The organism is Nocardia sp. CNY236 (genome assembly GCF_000482385.1).
Taxonomy (GTDB): Bacteria; Actinomycetota; Actinomycetes; order Mycobacteriales; family Mycobacteriaceae; genus Nocardia.
In genome coordinates this window covers 45,570-59,633 of the sequence record NZ_AXVD01000017.1, presented here as the reverse complement: position 1 = coordinate 59,633, position 14,064 = coordinate 45,570, and the positions used below count along the sequence as shown (strand labels likewise).

16 protein-coding genes and 1 pseudogene are annotated in these 14,064 nt (G+C 66.0%); 5 read left to right on the top strand and 12 right to left on the bottom strand.

Annotation, left to right across the window (positions count from 1 at the left end; translation table 11 throughout):
• The first annotated feature begins 27 nt into the window (after positions 1-27).
• Positions 28-573, top strand: coding sequence for a PadR family transcriptional regulator (locus K940_RS0112200; protein ID WP_028477788.1), 546 nt, complete (start codon positions 28-30; stop codon positions 571-573).
• Positions 574-652: 79 nt separating this feature from the next.
• Here the strand turns inward: K940_RS0112200 and K940_RS33915 are convergent, their stop codons facing one another.
• The 6 genes and pseudogenes from K940_RS33915 to K940_RS0112170 form a co-directional block, all read right to left on the bottom strand.
• Positions 653-784, bottom strand: a complete 132-nt coding sequence (locus K940_RS33915) for a hypothetical protein (RefSeq protein ID WP_255342587.1) — start codon at positions 782-784, stop codon at positions 653-655.
• A 96-nt stretch (positions 785-880) separates the two neighbouring features.
• Positions 881-1,072, bottom strand: a pseudogene (locus tag K940_RS0112190) (SDR family oxidoreductase); the annotation flags it as partial.
• Between the two features lie 192 nt (positions 1,073-1,264).
• Positions 1,265-1,975 carry a cobalt-precorrin-6A reductase gene (locus K940_RS0112185; RefSeq protein WP_051407118.1) on the bottom strand — a complete coding sequence of 237 codons (711 nt, stop codon included), beginning with the start codon at positions 1,973-1,975 and terminating at the stop codon, positions 1,265-1,267.
• 35 nt (positions 1,976-2,010) lie between these two features.
• Positions 2,011-2,625, bottom strand: coding sequence for a hypothetical protein (locus tag K940_RS0112180; protein WP_028477786.1), 615 nt, complete (start codon positions 2,623-2,625; stop codon positions 2,011-2,013).
• 281 nt (positions 2,626-2,906) lie between these two features.
• Positions 2,907-3,050, bottom strand: coding sequence for a hypothetical protein (locus K940_RS32980; protein ID WP_196812177.1), 144 nt, complete (start codon positions 3,048-3,050; stop codon positions 2,907-2,909).
• A gap of 158 nt (positions 3,051-3,208) precedes the next feature.
• Positions 3,209-3,658 (bottom strand): MarR family winged helix-turn-helix transcriptional regulator, encoded by a 450-nt coding sequence (locus K940_RS0112170; RefSeq protein ID WP_028477784.1) that lies wholly within the window; start codon positions 3,656-3,658, stop codon positions 3,209-3,211.
• 97 nt (positions 3,659-3,755) lie between these two features.
• Between K940_RS0112170 and K940_RS27975 the strand changes: the two genes are divergently transcribed.
• Positions 3,756-4,271, top strand: a complete 516-nt coding sequence (locus K940_RS27975; protein ID WP_196812176.1) for a nuclear transport factor 2 family protein — start codon at positions 3,756-3,758, stop codon at positions 4,269-4,271.
• A 27-nt stretch (positions 4,272-4,298) separates the two neighbouring features.
• Here K940_RS27975 and K940_RS0112160 read toward each other — a convergent pair whose 3' ends face one another.
• From K940_RS0112160 to K940_RS0112145, 3 genes are all read right to left on the bottom strand, one after another.
• Entirely contained in the window at positions 4,299-5,342 is a 1,044-nt protein-coding gene (locus K940_RS0112160; RefSeq protein ID WP_028477783.1) for a YeiH family protein, read from the bottom strand.
• A gap of 269 nt (positions 5,343-5,611) precedes the next feature.
• A complete protein-coding gene (gene cbiE / locus K940_RS0112150; protein WP_369797502.1) occupies positions 5,612-6,892 on the bottom strand; it encodes a precorrin-6y C5,15-methyltransferase (decarboxylating) subunit CbiE in 1,281 nt (426 codons plus the stop codon).
• On the bottom strand, positions 6,889-7,644 hold the full coding sequence (locus tag K940_RS0112145; RefSeq protein WP_028477781.1) for an SDR family NAD(P)-dependent oxidoreductase: 756 nt from the start codon (positions 7,642-7,644) through the stop codon (positions 6,889-6,891). Before K940_RS0112145 ends, cbiE begins: the two co-directional genes overlap by 4 nt.
• Positions 7,645-7,757: 113 nt before the next feature.
• Between K940_RS0112145 and K940_RS27970 the strand changes: the two genes are divergently transcribed.
• On the top strand, positions 7,758-8,207 hold the full coding sequence (locus K940_RS27970) for a PPOX class F420-dependent oxidoreductase (protein WP_051407116.1): 450 nt from the start codon (positions 7,758-7,760) through the stop codon (positions 8,205-8,207).
• Here K940_RS27970 and K940_RS0112135 read toward each other — a convergent pair.
• Positions 8,194-9,321 (bottom strand): Xaa-Pro peptidase family protein, encoded by a 1,128-nt coding sequence (locus K940_RS0112135; RefSeq protein WP_028477780.1) that lies wholly within the window; start codon positions 9,319-9,321, stop codon positions 8,194-8,196. The genes K940_RS27970 and K940_RS0112135 overlap by 14 nt on opposite strands.
• Positions 9,322-9,454: 133 nt before the next feature.
• Between K940_RS0112135 and K940_RS0112130 the strand changes: the two genes are divergently transcribed.
• On the top strand, positions 9,455-10,420 hold the full coding sequence (locus K940_RS0112130; RefSeq protein ID WP_028477779.1) for a 5'-3' exonuclease: 966 nt from the start codon (positions 9,455-9,457) through the stop codon (positions 10,418-10,420).
• A gap of 38 nt (positions 10,421-10,458) precedes the next feature.
• On the opposite strand, the gene K940_RS33575 is transcribed toward K940_RS0112130, so the two are convergent.
• Entirely contained in the window at positions 10,459-10,803 is a 345-nt protein-coding gene (locus K940_RS33575) for a DUF4333 domain-containing protein (RefSeq protein WP_231390347.1), read from the bottom strand.
• Here K940_RS33575 and K940_RS33570 point away from each other — a divergent pair.
• A complete protein-coding gene (locus K940_RS33570; RefSeq protein ID WP_028477777.1) occupies positions 10,792-11,100 on the top strand; it encodes a hypothetical protein in 309 nt (102 codons plus the stop codon). The genes K940_RS33575 and K940_RS33570 overlap by 12 nt on opposite strands.
• Positions 11,101-11,359: 259 nt before the next feature.
• On the opposite strand, the gene K940_RS0112115 is transcribed toward K940_RS33570, so the two are convergent.
• A complete protein-coding gene (locus tag K940_RS0112115) occupies positions 11,360-14,062 on the bottom strand; it encodes an RNA helicase (RefSeq protein ID WP_028477776.1) in 2,703 nt (900 codons plus the stop codon).
• Between the last annotated feature and the right edge of the window lie 2 nt (positions 14,063-14,064).

The following is a 14,064-nucleotide window of genomic DNA, read 5'->3' as shown; positions in this document are numbered from 1 at the left end:
GAACGTCGAGAGTGAAGGGAGCAGTCGTTGACCGATACCGCGACCACACGCACACCGAACACACACAAGCCATTGAACGCGACAGCGGCGTCTTTGCTCGGATTTTTGCATGAAGGCCCCAAGTCGGGGTGGGACCTCGTGTCCGAGGCGCACAGGCGAATCGGCGATTTCTGGACGATCACCCAAAGCCAGGTCTATCGGGAACTCGCAGCGATGGACGCGTCGGGGCTGGTCACGAAAGGGGAAACCGGCGCTCGCGAACGGACGCCGTTCCACATCACCACCGCTGGACGAGAAGCGTTCCGAGAATGGGTCTGCCGCGATCCCGGTCGCGAGACCATTCGGGCGCCACTGCTGCTCACCCTCTCGTTCGGGGAGCATCTCGATCGCGCGCGACTCGATGGCATCGTCCTGGCCAACCGAGAAATCCACCAACAACGGCTCACCCGTTACCTGGCCGAGGACTCCGACACCCTGTCCGTCTTCGCCCGCGCCGCACGAGATTTCGGTATCCGCCACGAACGCGCAGTGCTGGAATGGTTCGACCATCTGCCGGAGTTGCTCGACAGCTGACCGTCACGATGCCGAAGCCCGGGTCCTCGACGGCCCACGGTGGATTGCGTGATTCGCCCCCGACCCGTCCGGGACTCGCTCAACGGAACATATCCGCGTGCGCCGCGACGAACTGCGCGAACGTGACTCCACGTCGACCGGTGATCTGTTCGAAGGTCGGCAGTACCACGATGACCGCGGTGGAGAAGTGCGGCCGCAGCAGCAGCGGCAATATCGTCGAGGTCTATGGGTGTGAACGTGGCGCCGCCATACGCCGCCTCGACCACGCCTTTGCCGCGGATCTGCTCGGCCCACTCCAACGCGTTCGCTCGACGCCTTCGAACGCTGGTGGCAGCGTGTCGAGTTCGCCGAGATATCCTTCGATCACCTCGACATCTGCAGGCAGTGCAGCTTTTTTCGGATTTTTGGTCAATGCCCGGACCTCGGCCCCCGCCGCCCGTAGATGATCGACCACCAATCTGCCGATATTGGCAGTGGCACCAGTTACGAGAGGTGTCATGCCGTGCACCCCTTCCGTTGACACCCGTACGGACGGAGCGTACGAAAGCTCACCGTTCAGCGCATATTCCCCGCCGAACGACAAAGATCACCTACTTTTCATAGGTTCATGTAGCTGATCTGTGCTAGCAGTGCCTGCGTCGGCTGTCGATATGACGGCTTTCGGGTCGGCCACAACCGCACCCGCGTGCGCTCATCCCAGGCCGGCTCGCATGGCGCGAAGCCGACCCATGACTTCTGCCACGCTGTCCACGGTCTGGCCTCCCTCCGGCAGAGGCGGGCGTTGGACGACGACAACCGAGATCCCCGCCGCACGGGCGGCAACGAGTTTGGCCTCGGTCGCGCTGCCGCCGCTGTCTTTGGTGACGACCGTGTCGATTCGATGCGCGGCCATCAGTCGTGATTCGCTCTCGACCGCGAAAGGACCACGGGCGAGCAGTATTTCGTGCCGAGCCGGCAGCTTGCCTTCGGGTGGATCGATGGCCCGGATCAGAAACCATTGCCGCGTCAGGTCCGCGAACGCCTCTACCCCGCGGCGGCCGACGGTCAGGAAGATCCGCTCACCGAACTCCGTGACCACGTGTGCGGCCGCCGCGAGATCGGACACTCGAATCCACCGGTCCCCCGGCTGAGGCGCCCAACTCGGACGCCGCAGGTGGATCAACGGCACCCCCGCGGTGCGCGCAGCAATTGCGGCATTCGCGGTGATGACCTCGGCGAAGGGATGGGTCGCATCCACTACCAGGTCCACCTCGTTGTCCACGAGCCAGGCACGCAGTCCGTCCGCGCCGCCGAAACCACCGACTCGCACCTGCCCCTCGGGCATGGTCGGGGTGCGGATGCGACCGGCGAGCGAGGAGATCACTTCGCATCCTCGCTCGCCGGTGGCGACCTGGGCCACCATGCGCGCGTCTCGCGTGCCGCCCAGAATCAGAATTCTCAGGGCTGCCCGCTGAAGTAGGCGATGCCGGCATCGAACAATGCCGGTCCACCCGCCACCGCAAGGCCGATCAGCGCGCCGAGGATCGCACCCGGCACGAGTCCGGCGCCGAAGAACAAGATCCCGACCGCGGCACCGAGCACGCCGCCGACCGCGGCCCCGAGGGAGGCGCGCTGCAACTCCGCGAAGAACCACTGCTGCGCACCGATGAACTCGGCAGACGAAGGCGCCGACGCCGACGCGGCGACCTGCGGGGTCAGCGTCAACTGCGTACCTTCGTCGGCGATCTCGGCGGCAATTCGGACCTGCTGGCCCGCGACCATCCCGGCGAGCGGAAGCTCCGCGAGGTTCGCACCTGCAGCATCCCGCAGGGTGACCATGTGCCGGGCGGCATCGACGGCGAACACACCGCCGGTCACGCTCGTCACCACCGATGTACCGGCGTCCGCGAGTCCGAGGACATAGTCGACACCGCGATCGGACCCCGTGACGGTAGTCGTGACCGATTGCTCCTGCGACGCGGATGGGGCCGGCGCAGCATAGGCGGTAGCTTGGGTGACACCCGTAGCAGCGACAGCCAGTAGTGCGGCCGCCGCGAATTTCGTGTGTTTCATCTGTCTCCCACGAGGAACTGGGCTTCCGATCGACATCGGAACGGGCTTCAACCCTACCGCGCGCGGCGAATGTGTTCTCCCGAATGCAGGCGATGTGACGGGATCGACTCGCAGATATACGAAAAACGCGGGGTGGAAGCACTTTTCGTCATCCTTGCTCGTCCCGGCACCGGTAGCCGAGCACGACCACGCCCCCACTCCACCCGACGGTGTCGGGGGCCGAGCACTATCGGCTGGCCGCATCAGCTACGAATGCCCCTCGGTTCGCCTCGGCCCTGCGGTCATTCGCCACAACCGTTACGACACCAGACGCCGCCGAGAGCGATACCCGTCACCACGATGGTCGAGATCGCCCTCAACGCGATCGGCCGAAAGCCGACCGCGCGCAGCACCGCTATCCGCACTCCGACGCCCAGCGCGAACATTGCGGCTGTGAGTAGTACCGCGGAACTGCAAATACAGCAGCCGCAATCGGCGCCCGGTTGCCTCGGCGCCGTCGAGCAGCCGTTGATCGAACACCGGCACGATGTAGGCGGATGTCGAGCCTCGGAACGGAACGGCTGCGATCGCAATCACCCGCAGGTCAACCCGAGTGCGCATCCACGATTCGGGTCAACAGCTCGACCAGGGTTCGGCGGTCAGCGACGGTGAGGCCAGCGAGCAGCTCGTCTTGTGCCCCGGCCAGCCGCGCATCGAGCTCGTCCAGATGCCTCGCGCCCTCGACGGTGAGGGTGACAATGTTGCGCCGCCGATCGGCGAGGTCGGGGCTGCGCGCGACCAGATCGCGCTCGGCGAGGTCGTTCACCGCGGCAACGACGTCACTGCGATCGATGCGAGTGTGTCTGCCCAGCTCGGCCTGGCTGGCCGCGCCGAACTCCGCGAGCGTGGCCAACAGCGCGAAGTGGTATCGACGAGAACCGGTGGGCGCCAAGGCCCGCTCGGTTGCCCGATTCGCCACCAGCGCAGCCTGATTGATCAGCCGGGTGGGCAGGTTCCGAAGCCGGCCCGCAGCGCCGTCCTGCGCGATGTCCATACGGCCACCCTACCAATATTCGTTGGCGTCACCCACAACTAGTATGTTGGACTTACCAACGTTGGCTAAGCCAACATATAATGGAAAGGAACACACGATGCGCACAATCCGCCTCGACCGCCTCCTGTCTTTCCCGGTGGCCGTCGTCACCGCCGCCCGCTCGGCTGTTCGGATGACTCCCGCGCCGCAGGTGGGCGAAATGTTGGATCGCCAGCAGATCACCATGCTGATCGACCGGCTCGGTCGGTCGCTGGACGAGGATCGCTTGGACGATCTGCGGTCTATCTACACCCCCGACGCGACCGCCACGACACCTGGCGGCACCGCCGAAGGCCGGGAGTCACTGATCGCGCAGGCTCGCCGCACACATACCCGCGACCGCCACATCCAGCACGCCGTCAGCAATGTGCTGATCGATCTGCACGGTGACAGCGCTGAAGTCCGGGCCAACCTCATCGCCACCTTCGCCCCTGCGGTGGCCGACGAAACGATTCCACAGCCGCAGTACATCCTGGGCGAGATCTACCGTTTCGACGCGGTCCGCACTCCTGATGGCTGGCGATTGTCGCAGGTGCAGAGCACCCCGATCTGGGCGATCGGTACCCGTCTGTGAGGTGACCCTGTGATGATTCGCCGCCGCCTACGACATCAGGACACCGCCGAGAGCAATACTCGTCACCACTACGGTCGAAACCGCCCCCAGCGCGATTGGCCGAAACCCGACCGCGCGCAGCATCGCTATACGCACTCCGGCGCCCAACGCGAACATCGCGGCTGTGAGCAGTACCAGTTGCAACGTCGAAGTGACGGTGAGCACGCTTTCGGGCACCACATCCAAAGATCGAAGTCCAGCACAGATCACAAAGCCGAACAGGAACAACGGCACGACGGGTGGCCGTCGTGCCTGCGGCGACGACGTGGTTCGGCGACGCTGCACAAGCGACAGCACCACGACCACCGGCGCGAGCAGCGCAACCCGCGCCAGCTTGGCCACGACCGCAACCGTCAGCGCGGTACCACCGATCACCCCACCGGCAGCCACCACCTGCGCCACCTCGTGGATGGAGGCGCCGGCCAAAAGACCGGCCCGATCGTCATCGAATCCCAGGATCGATGTCAACAGCGGGATGGCGAATATCATCGCGGTACCGAAAACCACCACCAGCGCCACCGCCGTGACGGTCTCTTCCTCGTCGGCAGAGACGACACTTCCCGCTGCGGCCACCGCCGCAGCCCCGCAGATCGAGAAACCGCACGCTATGAGTACCCGCTGGGCCCAGGTCAGTCCGAGATACTTGCCCGCGACCATGGTCGCGATCAGCCCTACGGCCACGACTGCGACCACCACCAGCATCGCCGTGACTCCGAGACCGAGTACGTCGGCGAACACCAACTGAAAGCCCAACAGCGCCACCCCTACTCGGAGCAGCGGTTTCGCGGCCACCGCAAGGCCCGGAGACAACACCGGGTGGATCAAGCCGGTATTCGCGGCGATGGCGCCCAGCGCGACGGCGATCAGCAGCGGGCTCACTGTCGACGCCAGGGTAGAGAGGGCCAGGGCACACACAGTGGACGCGGCGCATGCACCGAGCCCGGGCAGTAGTGCCACAACGGCCGTCACCCGGCGACATGCCGCCGATGTCGCCCGAGAGTCGGCAACGGTCTCCGGCGCGGGGGCGCTCACGATGGCGCCACCATTCCTGCGGCCCAAACGCCGCCGGATGCGGCGAATACTGCCCAGCCGCACACCGACCGATCAAATATCGCGCCGACCCAACGCGGTTGACATAGAGCATTCACGAGTCCAGCTTTCGGCTAGTGCAACTCGAGCACGATAACACCGGCCACGTCGAACAACGCTGCCGATGAGGCATCGTGCACGTCCGAAATTGCCGACGAATCGGCACGGGCACGCCGGCGACGAGTCTCACCATGTCCTGTGTCCATTTGCGTCTATTCTCGTAGAGCGGGCGAAGCCGACCCGGCGCTCGTACGCTTCACCACCGACCATTGGGCCACCGGGATCTGCGGCCGCCACGCTGTGAAGGATCCGAGTGGTTCAGCACGGTAGATCTGATATTTCCGCAACACGCCTCCGTGCACAGTCGCCCAGCTCAGCAGCACCGATTCCGATTCAGCTGTCACAGCGTTCGCCACCAGTCGACCACCCTGACGCAATCGCGCCCAGCAGGTGTCGAGTACACCTGCCTGCGTGAGGCCGCCTCCGACAAAGATCGCATCAGGCGTCGATGCCTCGGGGACGCTGGCGCGGTCGGCGCCCAGCTCACCACGGACGACGAGGTGCGGAACCCCCAAAGCGGCGGCATTGTCGATGATCTGTCGGCGCCGGCGCTCGAGCCGCTCGAAGGTGACGGCGCGGTTGCTCTGGTGGGCACGGCACCATTCGATCGCGATACTGCCAGATCCCCCGCCGACATCCCACAACAACTCCCCTGGTGACGGTGCCAACGCTGCCACGGTCAAGGCTCGCAGCTCGTATTTGGTCAGTTGACCGTCGCCACCGAACATATCGTCCGGTAGGCCGGGCAGGCGTGTTGATCGTGGTCGATCCGGGTCCGCGACACAGGCAACGGCGACGATGTTCAGCGGGTCACCGGGCGGCCATTGCCATCCCTCGGCGATCCCGACCCGCGTGCGCTCGGCCCGACCACCCAGTTGTTCCAGCACAGTCAGCGCGGACTCGCCGAAACCATGATTCCGCAGCAACCGCGCGAGCTGGTCGGGTGTGTGCTCGTCGGCACTGAGGACCAGCAGCCGCATGCGGTCGGCGAGCTCGGGCAACACTGTCTCCAACCGACGCCCCACCAGACTCACCACTGGAGTGTCGGCCACCGACCATCCCAATCGTGCACAGGCCAGCGAGGCGGAGGACGGCTGCGGCAGAATTCGCAGTGCCTGCACCCCCAGCAGACGCACCAACGTGACGCCGATGCCGAAGAACATCGGATCACCGCTGGCCAGAACGCACAACCGCGCGCCGGCGTGCTGGTCGAACAGCTCCGGCAGCGCAGGCAACAGCGGTGAAGGCCAGCTCACCCGGGCCGCCGCCACCGTACCCGGAACCAGCGCGAGCTGTCGTGGGGAACCGTAGACGATGTCGGCATCGCCGATGGCCGTGCGCGCGGCGCGACCGAGGCCGTCCCAGCCATCGGCACCGATCCCGACAACTGCGATAGGAGGTCCGATCCAGCGCTCGGGCTCGTGCGCGCTCACCGGGGCATCCGTCGCCAGACCGATTGGGGCAGAAAGTGCAACGCGGCGAACACCGGCCGCAAGATCCGGGGTACCCAGACTCGACTCGCACGCCGGCGCAAGCCCCCCACAACGGCGTCGGCGACCCGATCGGGGGTCGTAGCGAAGGGCGCCGGAGCCATCCCCGCTGTCATGCCTCCGATGACGAATCCCGAAACGACCACCAACAGTTGAACACCGCTGCCGTGCAACGCATCCGTGAGGCCGCTGGCGAAGCCATCGAGCCCGGCCTTGGCCGATCCGTAGACGTAGTTCGCACGCCGGACCCGCCGACCGGCGACCGAGCTGAACACGACGAGCTGGCCTTCGCCCTGCGCGCGCAAGAGCTGCGCCATGGTGGTGAGGACGCTGACCTGTGCCACGAAGTCGGTGTGCACGATCGCGGTCGCATAGGCGGGGTCACGCTCGGCCCGGCCCTGCTGCCCGAGAATTCCGAATGCGAGGATCACGATGCCGATCCGGCCATGGTCGGCCGAGATCTTCTCCAAGACAGCCGCATGGGTGGCGGTATCGTCGGCATCGAATTCGACCGTGTGGACCGCGCTGGCGCCGGCTACGGCGAGCGCAGCGCACTCGGCATCCAACTCGCCACTGCGTCGGGCCGCGAGAATCACCGTTCGCCCCGGCGCCAGCCGTCGCACCACCTCCAGCCCGATCTCGCTGCGCCCGCCCAACAACAACACAGCCCCCTCGACCAACTCACGCGTTCGCATCGGCCCAGTGTGTCATCGACGGCTGCGCCGCACGGCGGGTGGCCTGGGACGCGCTCGGGGACCACGCGCTGGCCCGGTGACGAGCACCCGTGTGCGCACGCTACGGTCAGGGAATGTCCCCCGACATGGCTCAATTGTCCCCCGCTGCGCTCGACTTCGTCGCCGAGCGCCATCTCGCCACACTGACAACGCTGCGTGCGGACGGTACGCCCCATGTGGTGGCTGTGGGGTTCACCTGGGACCCCGAACGCGGCTTGGCACGCGTGATCACTGGCGGCGGGTCGGTGAAGGTCCGCAATGTACGCCGTTCGGGATACGCGGCGGTCGGTCAAGTCGACGGAATCCGATGGATCACCTTGGAGGGCCCGGCAATGGTCCTCGACGACCCGGCCGCCGTCGCCGAGGCGGTCGAGCGGTATGCGGGACGCTACCGTGTCCCGCGAGACAATCCAGCCCGAGTCGTGATCGCCATCCAGGTGCGTCGGGTCCTGTCCAGCCGTGCACTGACCGCACAGCCGACTACGACACCGCGCACACGGTCACCGACGATCACAACACCGTGAGTTGTCGCGACCGGTTGTTCAGGGTTCGGCAGCCGTCGGTCGTCACCACCACGATGTCCTCGATGCGCGCGCCCCACCCACCACGAAAGTAGATACCCGGCTCGATACTGAAAGCCATGCCGGGTCGGAGGACGAGGTCGTTGCCCGCGACGATGTAGGGCTGTTCGTGTACCGACAGTCCGATGCCGTGGCCGGTTCGGTGTACGAAAGCGGAGCCGAGCCCGGCATCGGACAAACAGGACCGTGCCGCGGAATCCACTGCGTCCGCGGTGACTCCAGGGCGCACTGCCGCGACCGCTGCGGCGTGAGCGCGTTCCAGGTCGGCATAGTGAGCGGCCACGGTGGGGTCCGGATCGCCCAGCACATAGGTTCGAGTGCAGTCCGAGTAGTAGCCCGGCTCGACCGGGCCACCGATGTCGACGACTACGACGTCACCGGCTTCGATGCGCCGGTCGGACACTGCGTGATGGGGTTCGGCGCCGTGCGGCCCACTGCCGACGATGACGAACCCCGCTTCGGTATGCCCCTCGGCGACGATTGCCGCAGCGACATCGGCGCCGACTTCGGCCTCTGTCCGACCCACTCTGAGAAACTCCCCCATGCGCGCGTGCACCCGATCGATCGCAGCACCGGCCCTGCCCAATGCCTCCAGTTCCGCAGGATCTTTGATCATGCGTAGCTCCCGCAGTACCGCAGTGGCCGACACCGGCAAACTGGACAGCGCGTCCGCCAAGGGCAGCAAATGCAACGCGGGCATGGCATCGGCGACCGCAACGGTGGCACCGGCGGGCAGCACGGATTTCACCAGAGCGTATGGATCGGCGCCGTCGACCCAATCCAGCACCCACAAGTTCAGGTCACTGGCTGCGGAATGGTCCAGCATCGCCAGTTCGAGTTTCGGGATCACCACCGACGGAGGCGACCCATCCGCGGGGATCACCAAGCAGGTCAGTCGCTCGAAGGACTCGGCGGCCGCACCGATCAGGTAGCGCAGGTCCGCACCCGGGGTGATGAGCAATGCGTCCAGATGTGCAGCCCGCATGTGCTCGACCGCGCGCTCCAGCCGAGCACGGTAGATCGGTGCCGCAAACCTGGAATCCGTAGGGGTGCTCATCGACCCGAGCCTACCCCGTCGTCACCGACGACCGGCGCCGATGGCCGAACGCCGGTCTCGACGCCACGGGACGCGCCGGTGGGTTTCGATGCAACGCGGTGTCGACCGTCGGTGTGACGCGTAGTCTCGGCGCGTGACCTCTGCCGCTGGTGGGCCCCTGTTGCTGTTGGATGGAGCAAGTTTGTGGTTCCGCGCCTTCTACGCCATACCTGACAAGATCACCGCACCCGATGGCCGCTCGGTCAACGCGGTACGCGGTTTCACCGACATGGTCGCCTCGCTGATCGGCAGGTTCTCGCCGAGCAGATTGGTGGTCTGTCTGGATTCGAACTGGCGGCCGACATTTCGGGTCGATCTGATGCCTTCGTACAAGGCGCACCGCCTGGACACCTCACCGACGGCCCAACCCGGCGCCGAGGTGGTGCCCGACGCCCTTGTTCCCCAGGTCGAGATGATCCTGCAGGTGCTGGGCGCGGCGGGCATCGCGACCGGCGGCGCGGTCGGACTCGAAGCCGACGATGTAATCGGTACCTTGGCCACTCGAGAGCGTACCGACCCTGTGATCGTGGTCAGCGGTGACCGCGATCTGCTGCAACTGGTACGAGACGAGCCCGCCCCGCACGTGCGTGTCCTCTACGCGGGGCGCGGGCTGGCCAAAGCGGAATTGTTCGGTCCGGCCGAGGTCGCCGCGAAATATGGTGTGCCACTGCAGAATGCCGGACCGGCCTATGCAGACATGGCCATCCTGCGCGGTGATGCCTCCGACGGTCTGCCCGGGGTCAGCGGGATCGGCGAGAAGTCCGCCTCCACACTGATTTCCCGCTTCGGTTCCCTCGGCGCGCTCCGGGCAGCCATCGAGGATCCGGCCGCCGACCTGACCCGAGGAGTCCGTGCCCGGCTCCGCGCTGCGGACGACTATCTCGACGCTGCCGAGCAGGTGGTCCGGGTCGTGTGCGATGCCGACGTCGCGCTCTCGCGTCCCGATCCCCTGCCCACCGAACCCGCGGACCCGAACGCGTTGCGGGCGCTCGCCGGCACGCTCAATGCCGAAGGCCCTGTCACCCGGTTGATCACAGCCCTCGGTACGCGCACCGTGTGAATTCGATCGGCTCGGCTGGTGTGAGCCCCTACCTGCGGTCAGCGCGGGCGTCCGACTTCGTAGGTGGGTTCATCTTCCTCGGTGATCTTGATGCTCACTTTCTTGGCTTCGCCACCGACCTTCAAGTCGCACTCGAAGGTGGCGTCGATCTCCACCTTCTGATCGGACGGGCAGGAAACACCACTGACGTCCTGGATGCCATAGGATTGCGACAGCACCTCCGTCACACCCTCCTGTACCGCAACGTGATCCAGGACGGCCCGACTGTTCAGCACCAGGACCAGGGCGACGACCCCTCCGATCACGAGGAGACTCGCTATCGACAATCCGATGATCAAGCCCTTGCCCTTGCCCGGCTGTGCGGGTGGCTGTTGAGTTGGCATTCCCCACTGCGGCTGTTGGCCCCATTGTTGCCCCTGGGACGGCTGCTGACCCCACTGCGGCTGCCCCTGGACAGGTTGCTGGACACCCCATTGCGATTGCTGCGGTTGCCCTTGGGGGGACTGCTGACCCCACTGTGGCTGCCCTGGAGGTTGCTGACCACCCCACTGTGGCTGCCCTGGAGGTTGCTGACCACCCCATTGCGCCTGCCCCGGGGCAGGCTGCTGGCCCCACCCCGATTGCGGCTGTCCCCAGTGCTGCTGCGGCTGCTCTGGCCATGGCTGCGTCGGCGGCGGTGAAGAGGGCCCCGGTGGTTGGCCGCCCGACCCCTGCGGAAAGCCGGGTCCGGCAGGAGCCTGCGGGGCGCCACCCCACCGAGTGGGACCATCAGGTCCGTCCGGGAACTCGTTCGGACCGTACGGGCCGCTCATCAACTTGCCTCCACTCGCATCGTTATACACCGCGTGTCGTCGAATACCCAGACCTCAGGTAAGCCGCTTCGCATCGCACAGCCTCCGCCAGTCGATCGCGAAGGAAATCAAATCACAATCGCATCGGCTACGCCGCGTCCACCGCCACGACACCCCGCCGGATCGCCCGCACTGCAGCAGCCGCCGTGGTAGCCACCTCCGAATCGTCGGCGGTGTCGTGAATCTGATCGAGCAAGTCGATCACCTGCCTGCACCAGCGCACGAAATCTCCTGCGGCCAATGGCGCACCGGGCTCGCCACTGGCCAGCAATGACTCGGCCAAGCCGTCCCCGCGTGCCCACTTGTACACCCCACCGACGAACCCGAGGTCCGGCTCCCTTGTCGGAGGCAGCTTGTGGCGCGCCTCGTCGGACCGCAGCTGCGACCATACGTCGATCGTCGAACCGACGGCCCGGCGAATCGACGCGGTGGGGCCACCCGCCCCGAGATAACCGCCCTCTTGACGTGACTCATATACGACGATGGATACCACGCTGGCCAGTTCGGCCGGGCCGAGGCCACGCCACAATCCTCGCCGAAGACATTCGGCAACCACCAGGTCGCTCTCGGCGTAGATCCGCGCCAATCGGCGACCGTCGCCGGTTACCTCGCAATCGTGTACGAATCCTCGTTCCTCCAATAGGCCGAGAATCCGGTCGAAGTTGCGTGCCAACGAATTGGTTGTCGCAGCAACTTTTTGGCGCATCGCGTCGGTTTCGCGACGCAACCGGGTGTAGCGCTCGCCGATTCTCGCCAATTGCTCACGATCGGGCCGGGCATGAGCCGGGTGTGCGCGCAGACCGCGCCGCAGCGTGGCCAGTTCCCGGTCTTCGGCCGCGGCGGAACGTGGGCCGCGTCGGGGCCTGCCCGGCACCGAGATTCCGGTACTGCGCAGTGCCGAGGCCAAATCACGGCGGGTGCGGGCAGTTCGATGGTCCACCCGGCGCGGCAAGCGCATGCGGCCCAACGCCTCCGCAGGTACCGGGAAGTCCGCCACCGAGACTCGTCCCGCCCACTTGGCCTCGGTGAGAACCAACGGCCGCGGATCACCAGGCGTCGCATCCGGTTCGAGAATCACCGCCAGTCCGGCACGCCGCCCCGCGGGAATGGCAACCACGTCGCCACGTCGCAGAGCACCGAGCGCATCCACCGCCGCGCCACGCCGATCGGCGCGACTTTGTGCGAGCAACTGTCTTTCCCGCTGTTTGATCCGTTCGCGCAACGTGAGATAGTCCAGGAACCCGCTGTCGGCGCCGCCGAGCTGGTCGCGCAGCTTACGCAGTGCACCCTCGTTGCGTTCGATGCCGCGGACCAGTCCGATCACCGAGCGATCGACTTGGAACTGCGCGAAGGAGCGCTCCAGCAAAGCGCGCGATTCATCGGCGCCCATCCGGTCGACGAGGTTGATCGACATGTTGTAACCCGGACGAAACGAGCTGCGCAACGGATAGGTTCGCGTGGAGGCCAGACCGGCGACCGCACTGGTGTCCACCTCGGGCTGCCACAACACCACTGCATGTCCCTCGACATCGATGCCGCGGCGACCCGCGCGTCCAGTGAGCTGGGTGTATTCGCCCGGGGTGAGTTCGGCGTGCGACTCGCCATTGAACTTGACCAGTCGCTCCAGCACGACGGTGCGGGCAGGCATATTGATGCCCAATGCCAGCGTCTCGGTGGCGAAGACTGCGCGAACCAGGCCATTGACGAACAATTCTTCGACAGTGTGCCGGAAGGCCGGCAGCATGCCGGCGTGATGCGCCGCCAAACCCCGGTGCAGTGCCTCACGCCACTCCCAGAAACCGAGCACTTCGAGATCTGTCCTCGGCAGGTCACCGGTGTGTTTGTCGATGATCGCGTCGATGCGTTCACCCTCGTCTACGCGACTCAGGTCCAGGCGCGAACGCAGACACTGCGCCAGGGCTGCGTCACAGCCCGCCCTGCTGAAGATGAACGTTATCGCTGGCAACAACCCCTGCTCGTCCAACGTCGCCAACACCTCGTGGCGCGTCTGTGGGCGGAAAGCACGACGTGAGCCACCCCGCGCCCCGCGCGGGGCGCTCCACCCGTTCATCCGGTCGGCGGCCTCCCGATGGCGGATGAACCGCACCAGGTCTTCGTCCACCAGCACCTTCTGATCGGTGGACTTCGGGTCGAACAAATCGAACATCCGCCGTCCGACCATGACATGCTGCCACAGCGGCACCGGCCTGGTCTCGTCGACGATCACCGCGGTATCGCCGCGCACGGTCTCCATCCAGGCACCGAACTCCTCGGCATTACTGACGGTGGCCGACAAGCTCACCAGTCGCACGTCCGCTGGTAGATGCAGGATGACCTCTTCCCACACCGCGCCCCGGAAGCGGTCGGCCAGGTAGTGCACCTCGTCCATGACCACATAGGCCAAACCGTGCAGCGCATCCGAGGCGGCATACAGCATGTTGCGCAAAACCTCGGTGGTCATGACCACCGTCGGCGCCTCGGGGTTGATCGACTGGTCTCCAGTGAGCAGGCCTACCTTGTCGCGGCCATGACGCTCGGTCAGATCCGCGAACTTCTGGTTCGACAGGGCTTTGATCGGCGTCGTATAGAAGCACTTGCCCCCGGTCGCCAGCGCCAAGTGAACGGCGAACTCGCCGACCACGGTCTTGCCCGCACCCGTCGGTGCGCACACCAACACACTATGGCCCTGCTCGAGGGCCGCACACGCATTGCGCTGAAACGCATCGAGCCGAAATTTCAGCTCGGCCGAAAAAGTGGCCAGTTCCTCGATGTGCGGCCGGTCATCTGTCACTC

Excerpts from the sequence above, each read along its gene's own strand:
- K940_RS27970 (WP_051407116.1), top strand. The coding sequence starts at position 7,758 with ATGTCCCCCGACATGGCTCAATTGTCCCCCGCTGCGCTCGACTTCGTC.
- K940_RS0112180 (WP_028477786.1), bottom strand. The coding sequence starts at position 2,625 with ATGAAACACACGAAATTCGCGGCGGCCGCACTACTGGCTGTCGCTGCT.
- K940_RS0112185 (WP_051407118.1), bottom strand. The coding sequence starts at position 1,975 with ATGGTGGCCCAGGTCGCCACCGGCGAGCGAGGATGCGAAGTGATCTCC.
- K940_RS27975 (WP_196812176.1), top strand. The coding sequence starts at position 3,756 with ATGCGCACAATCCGCCTCGACCGCCTCCTGTCTTTCCCGGTGGCCGTC.
- K940_RS0112145 (WP_028477781.1), bottom strand. The coding sequence starts at position 7,644 with ATGCGAACGCGTGAGTTGGTCGAGGGGGCTGTGTTGTTGTTGGGCGGG.
- K940_RS33575 (WP_231390347.1), bottom strand. The coding sequence starts at position 10,803 with ATGCCAACTCAACAGCCACCCGCACAGCCGGGCAAGGGCAAGGGCTTG.
- K940_RS32980 (WP_196812177.1), bottom strand. The coding sequence starts at position 3,050 with ATGTTCGCGCTGGGCGTCGGAGTGCGGATAGCGGTGCTGCGCGCGGTC.
- K940_RS0112170 (WP_028477784.1), bottom strand. The coding sequence starts at position 3,658 with ATGGACATCGCGCAGGACGGCGCTGCGGGCCGGCTTCGGAACCTGCCC.
- K940_RS0112135 (WP_028477780.1), bottom strand. The coding sequence starts at position 9,321 with ATGAGCACCCCTACGGATTCCAGGTTTGCGGCACCGATCTACCGTGCT.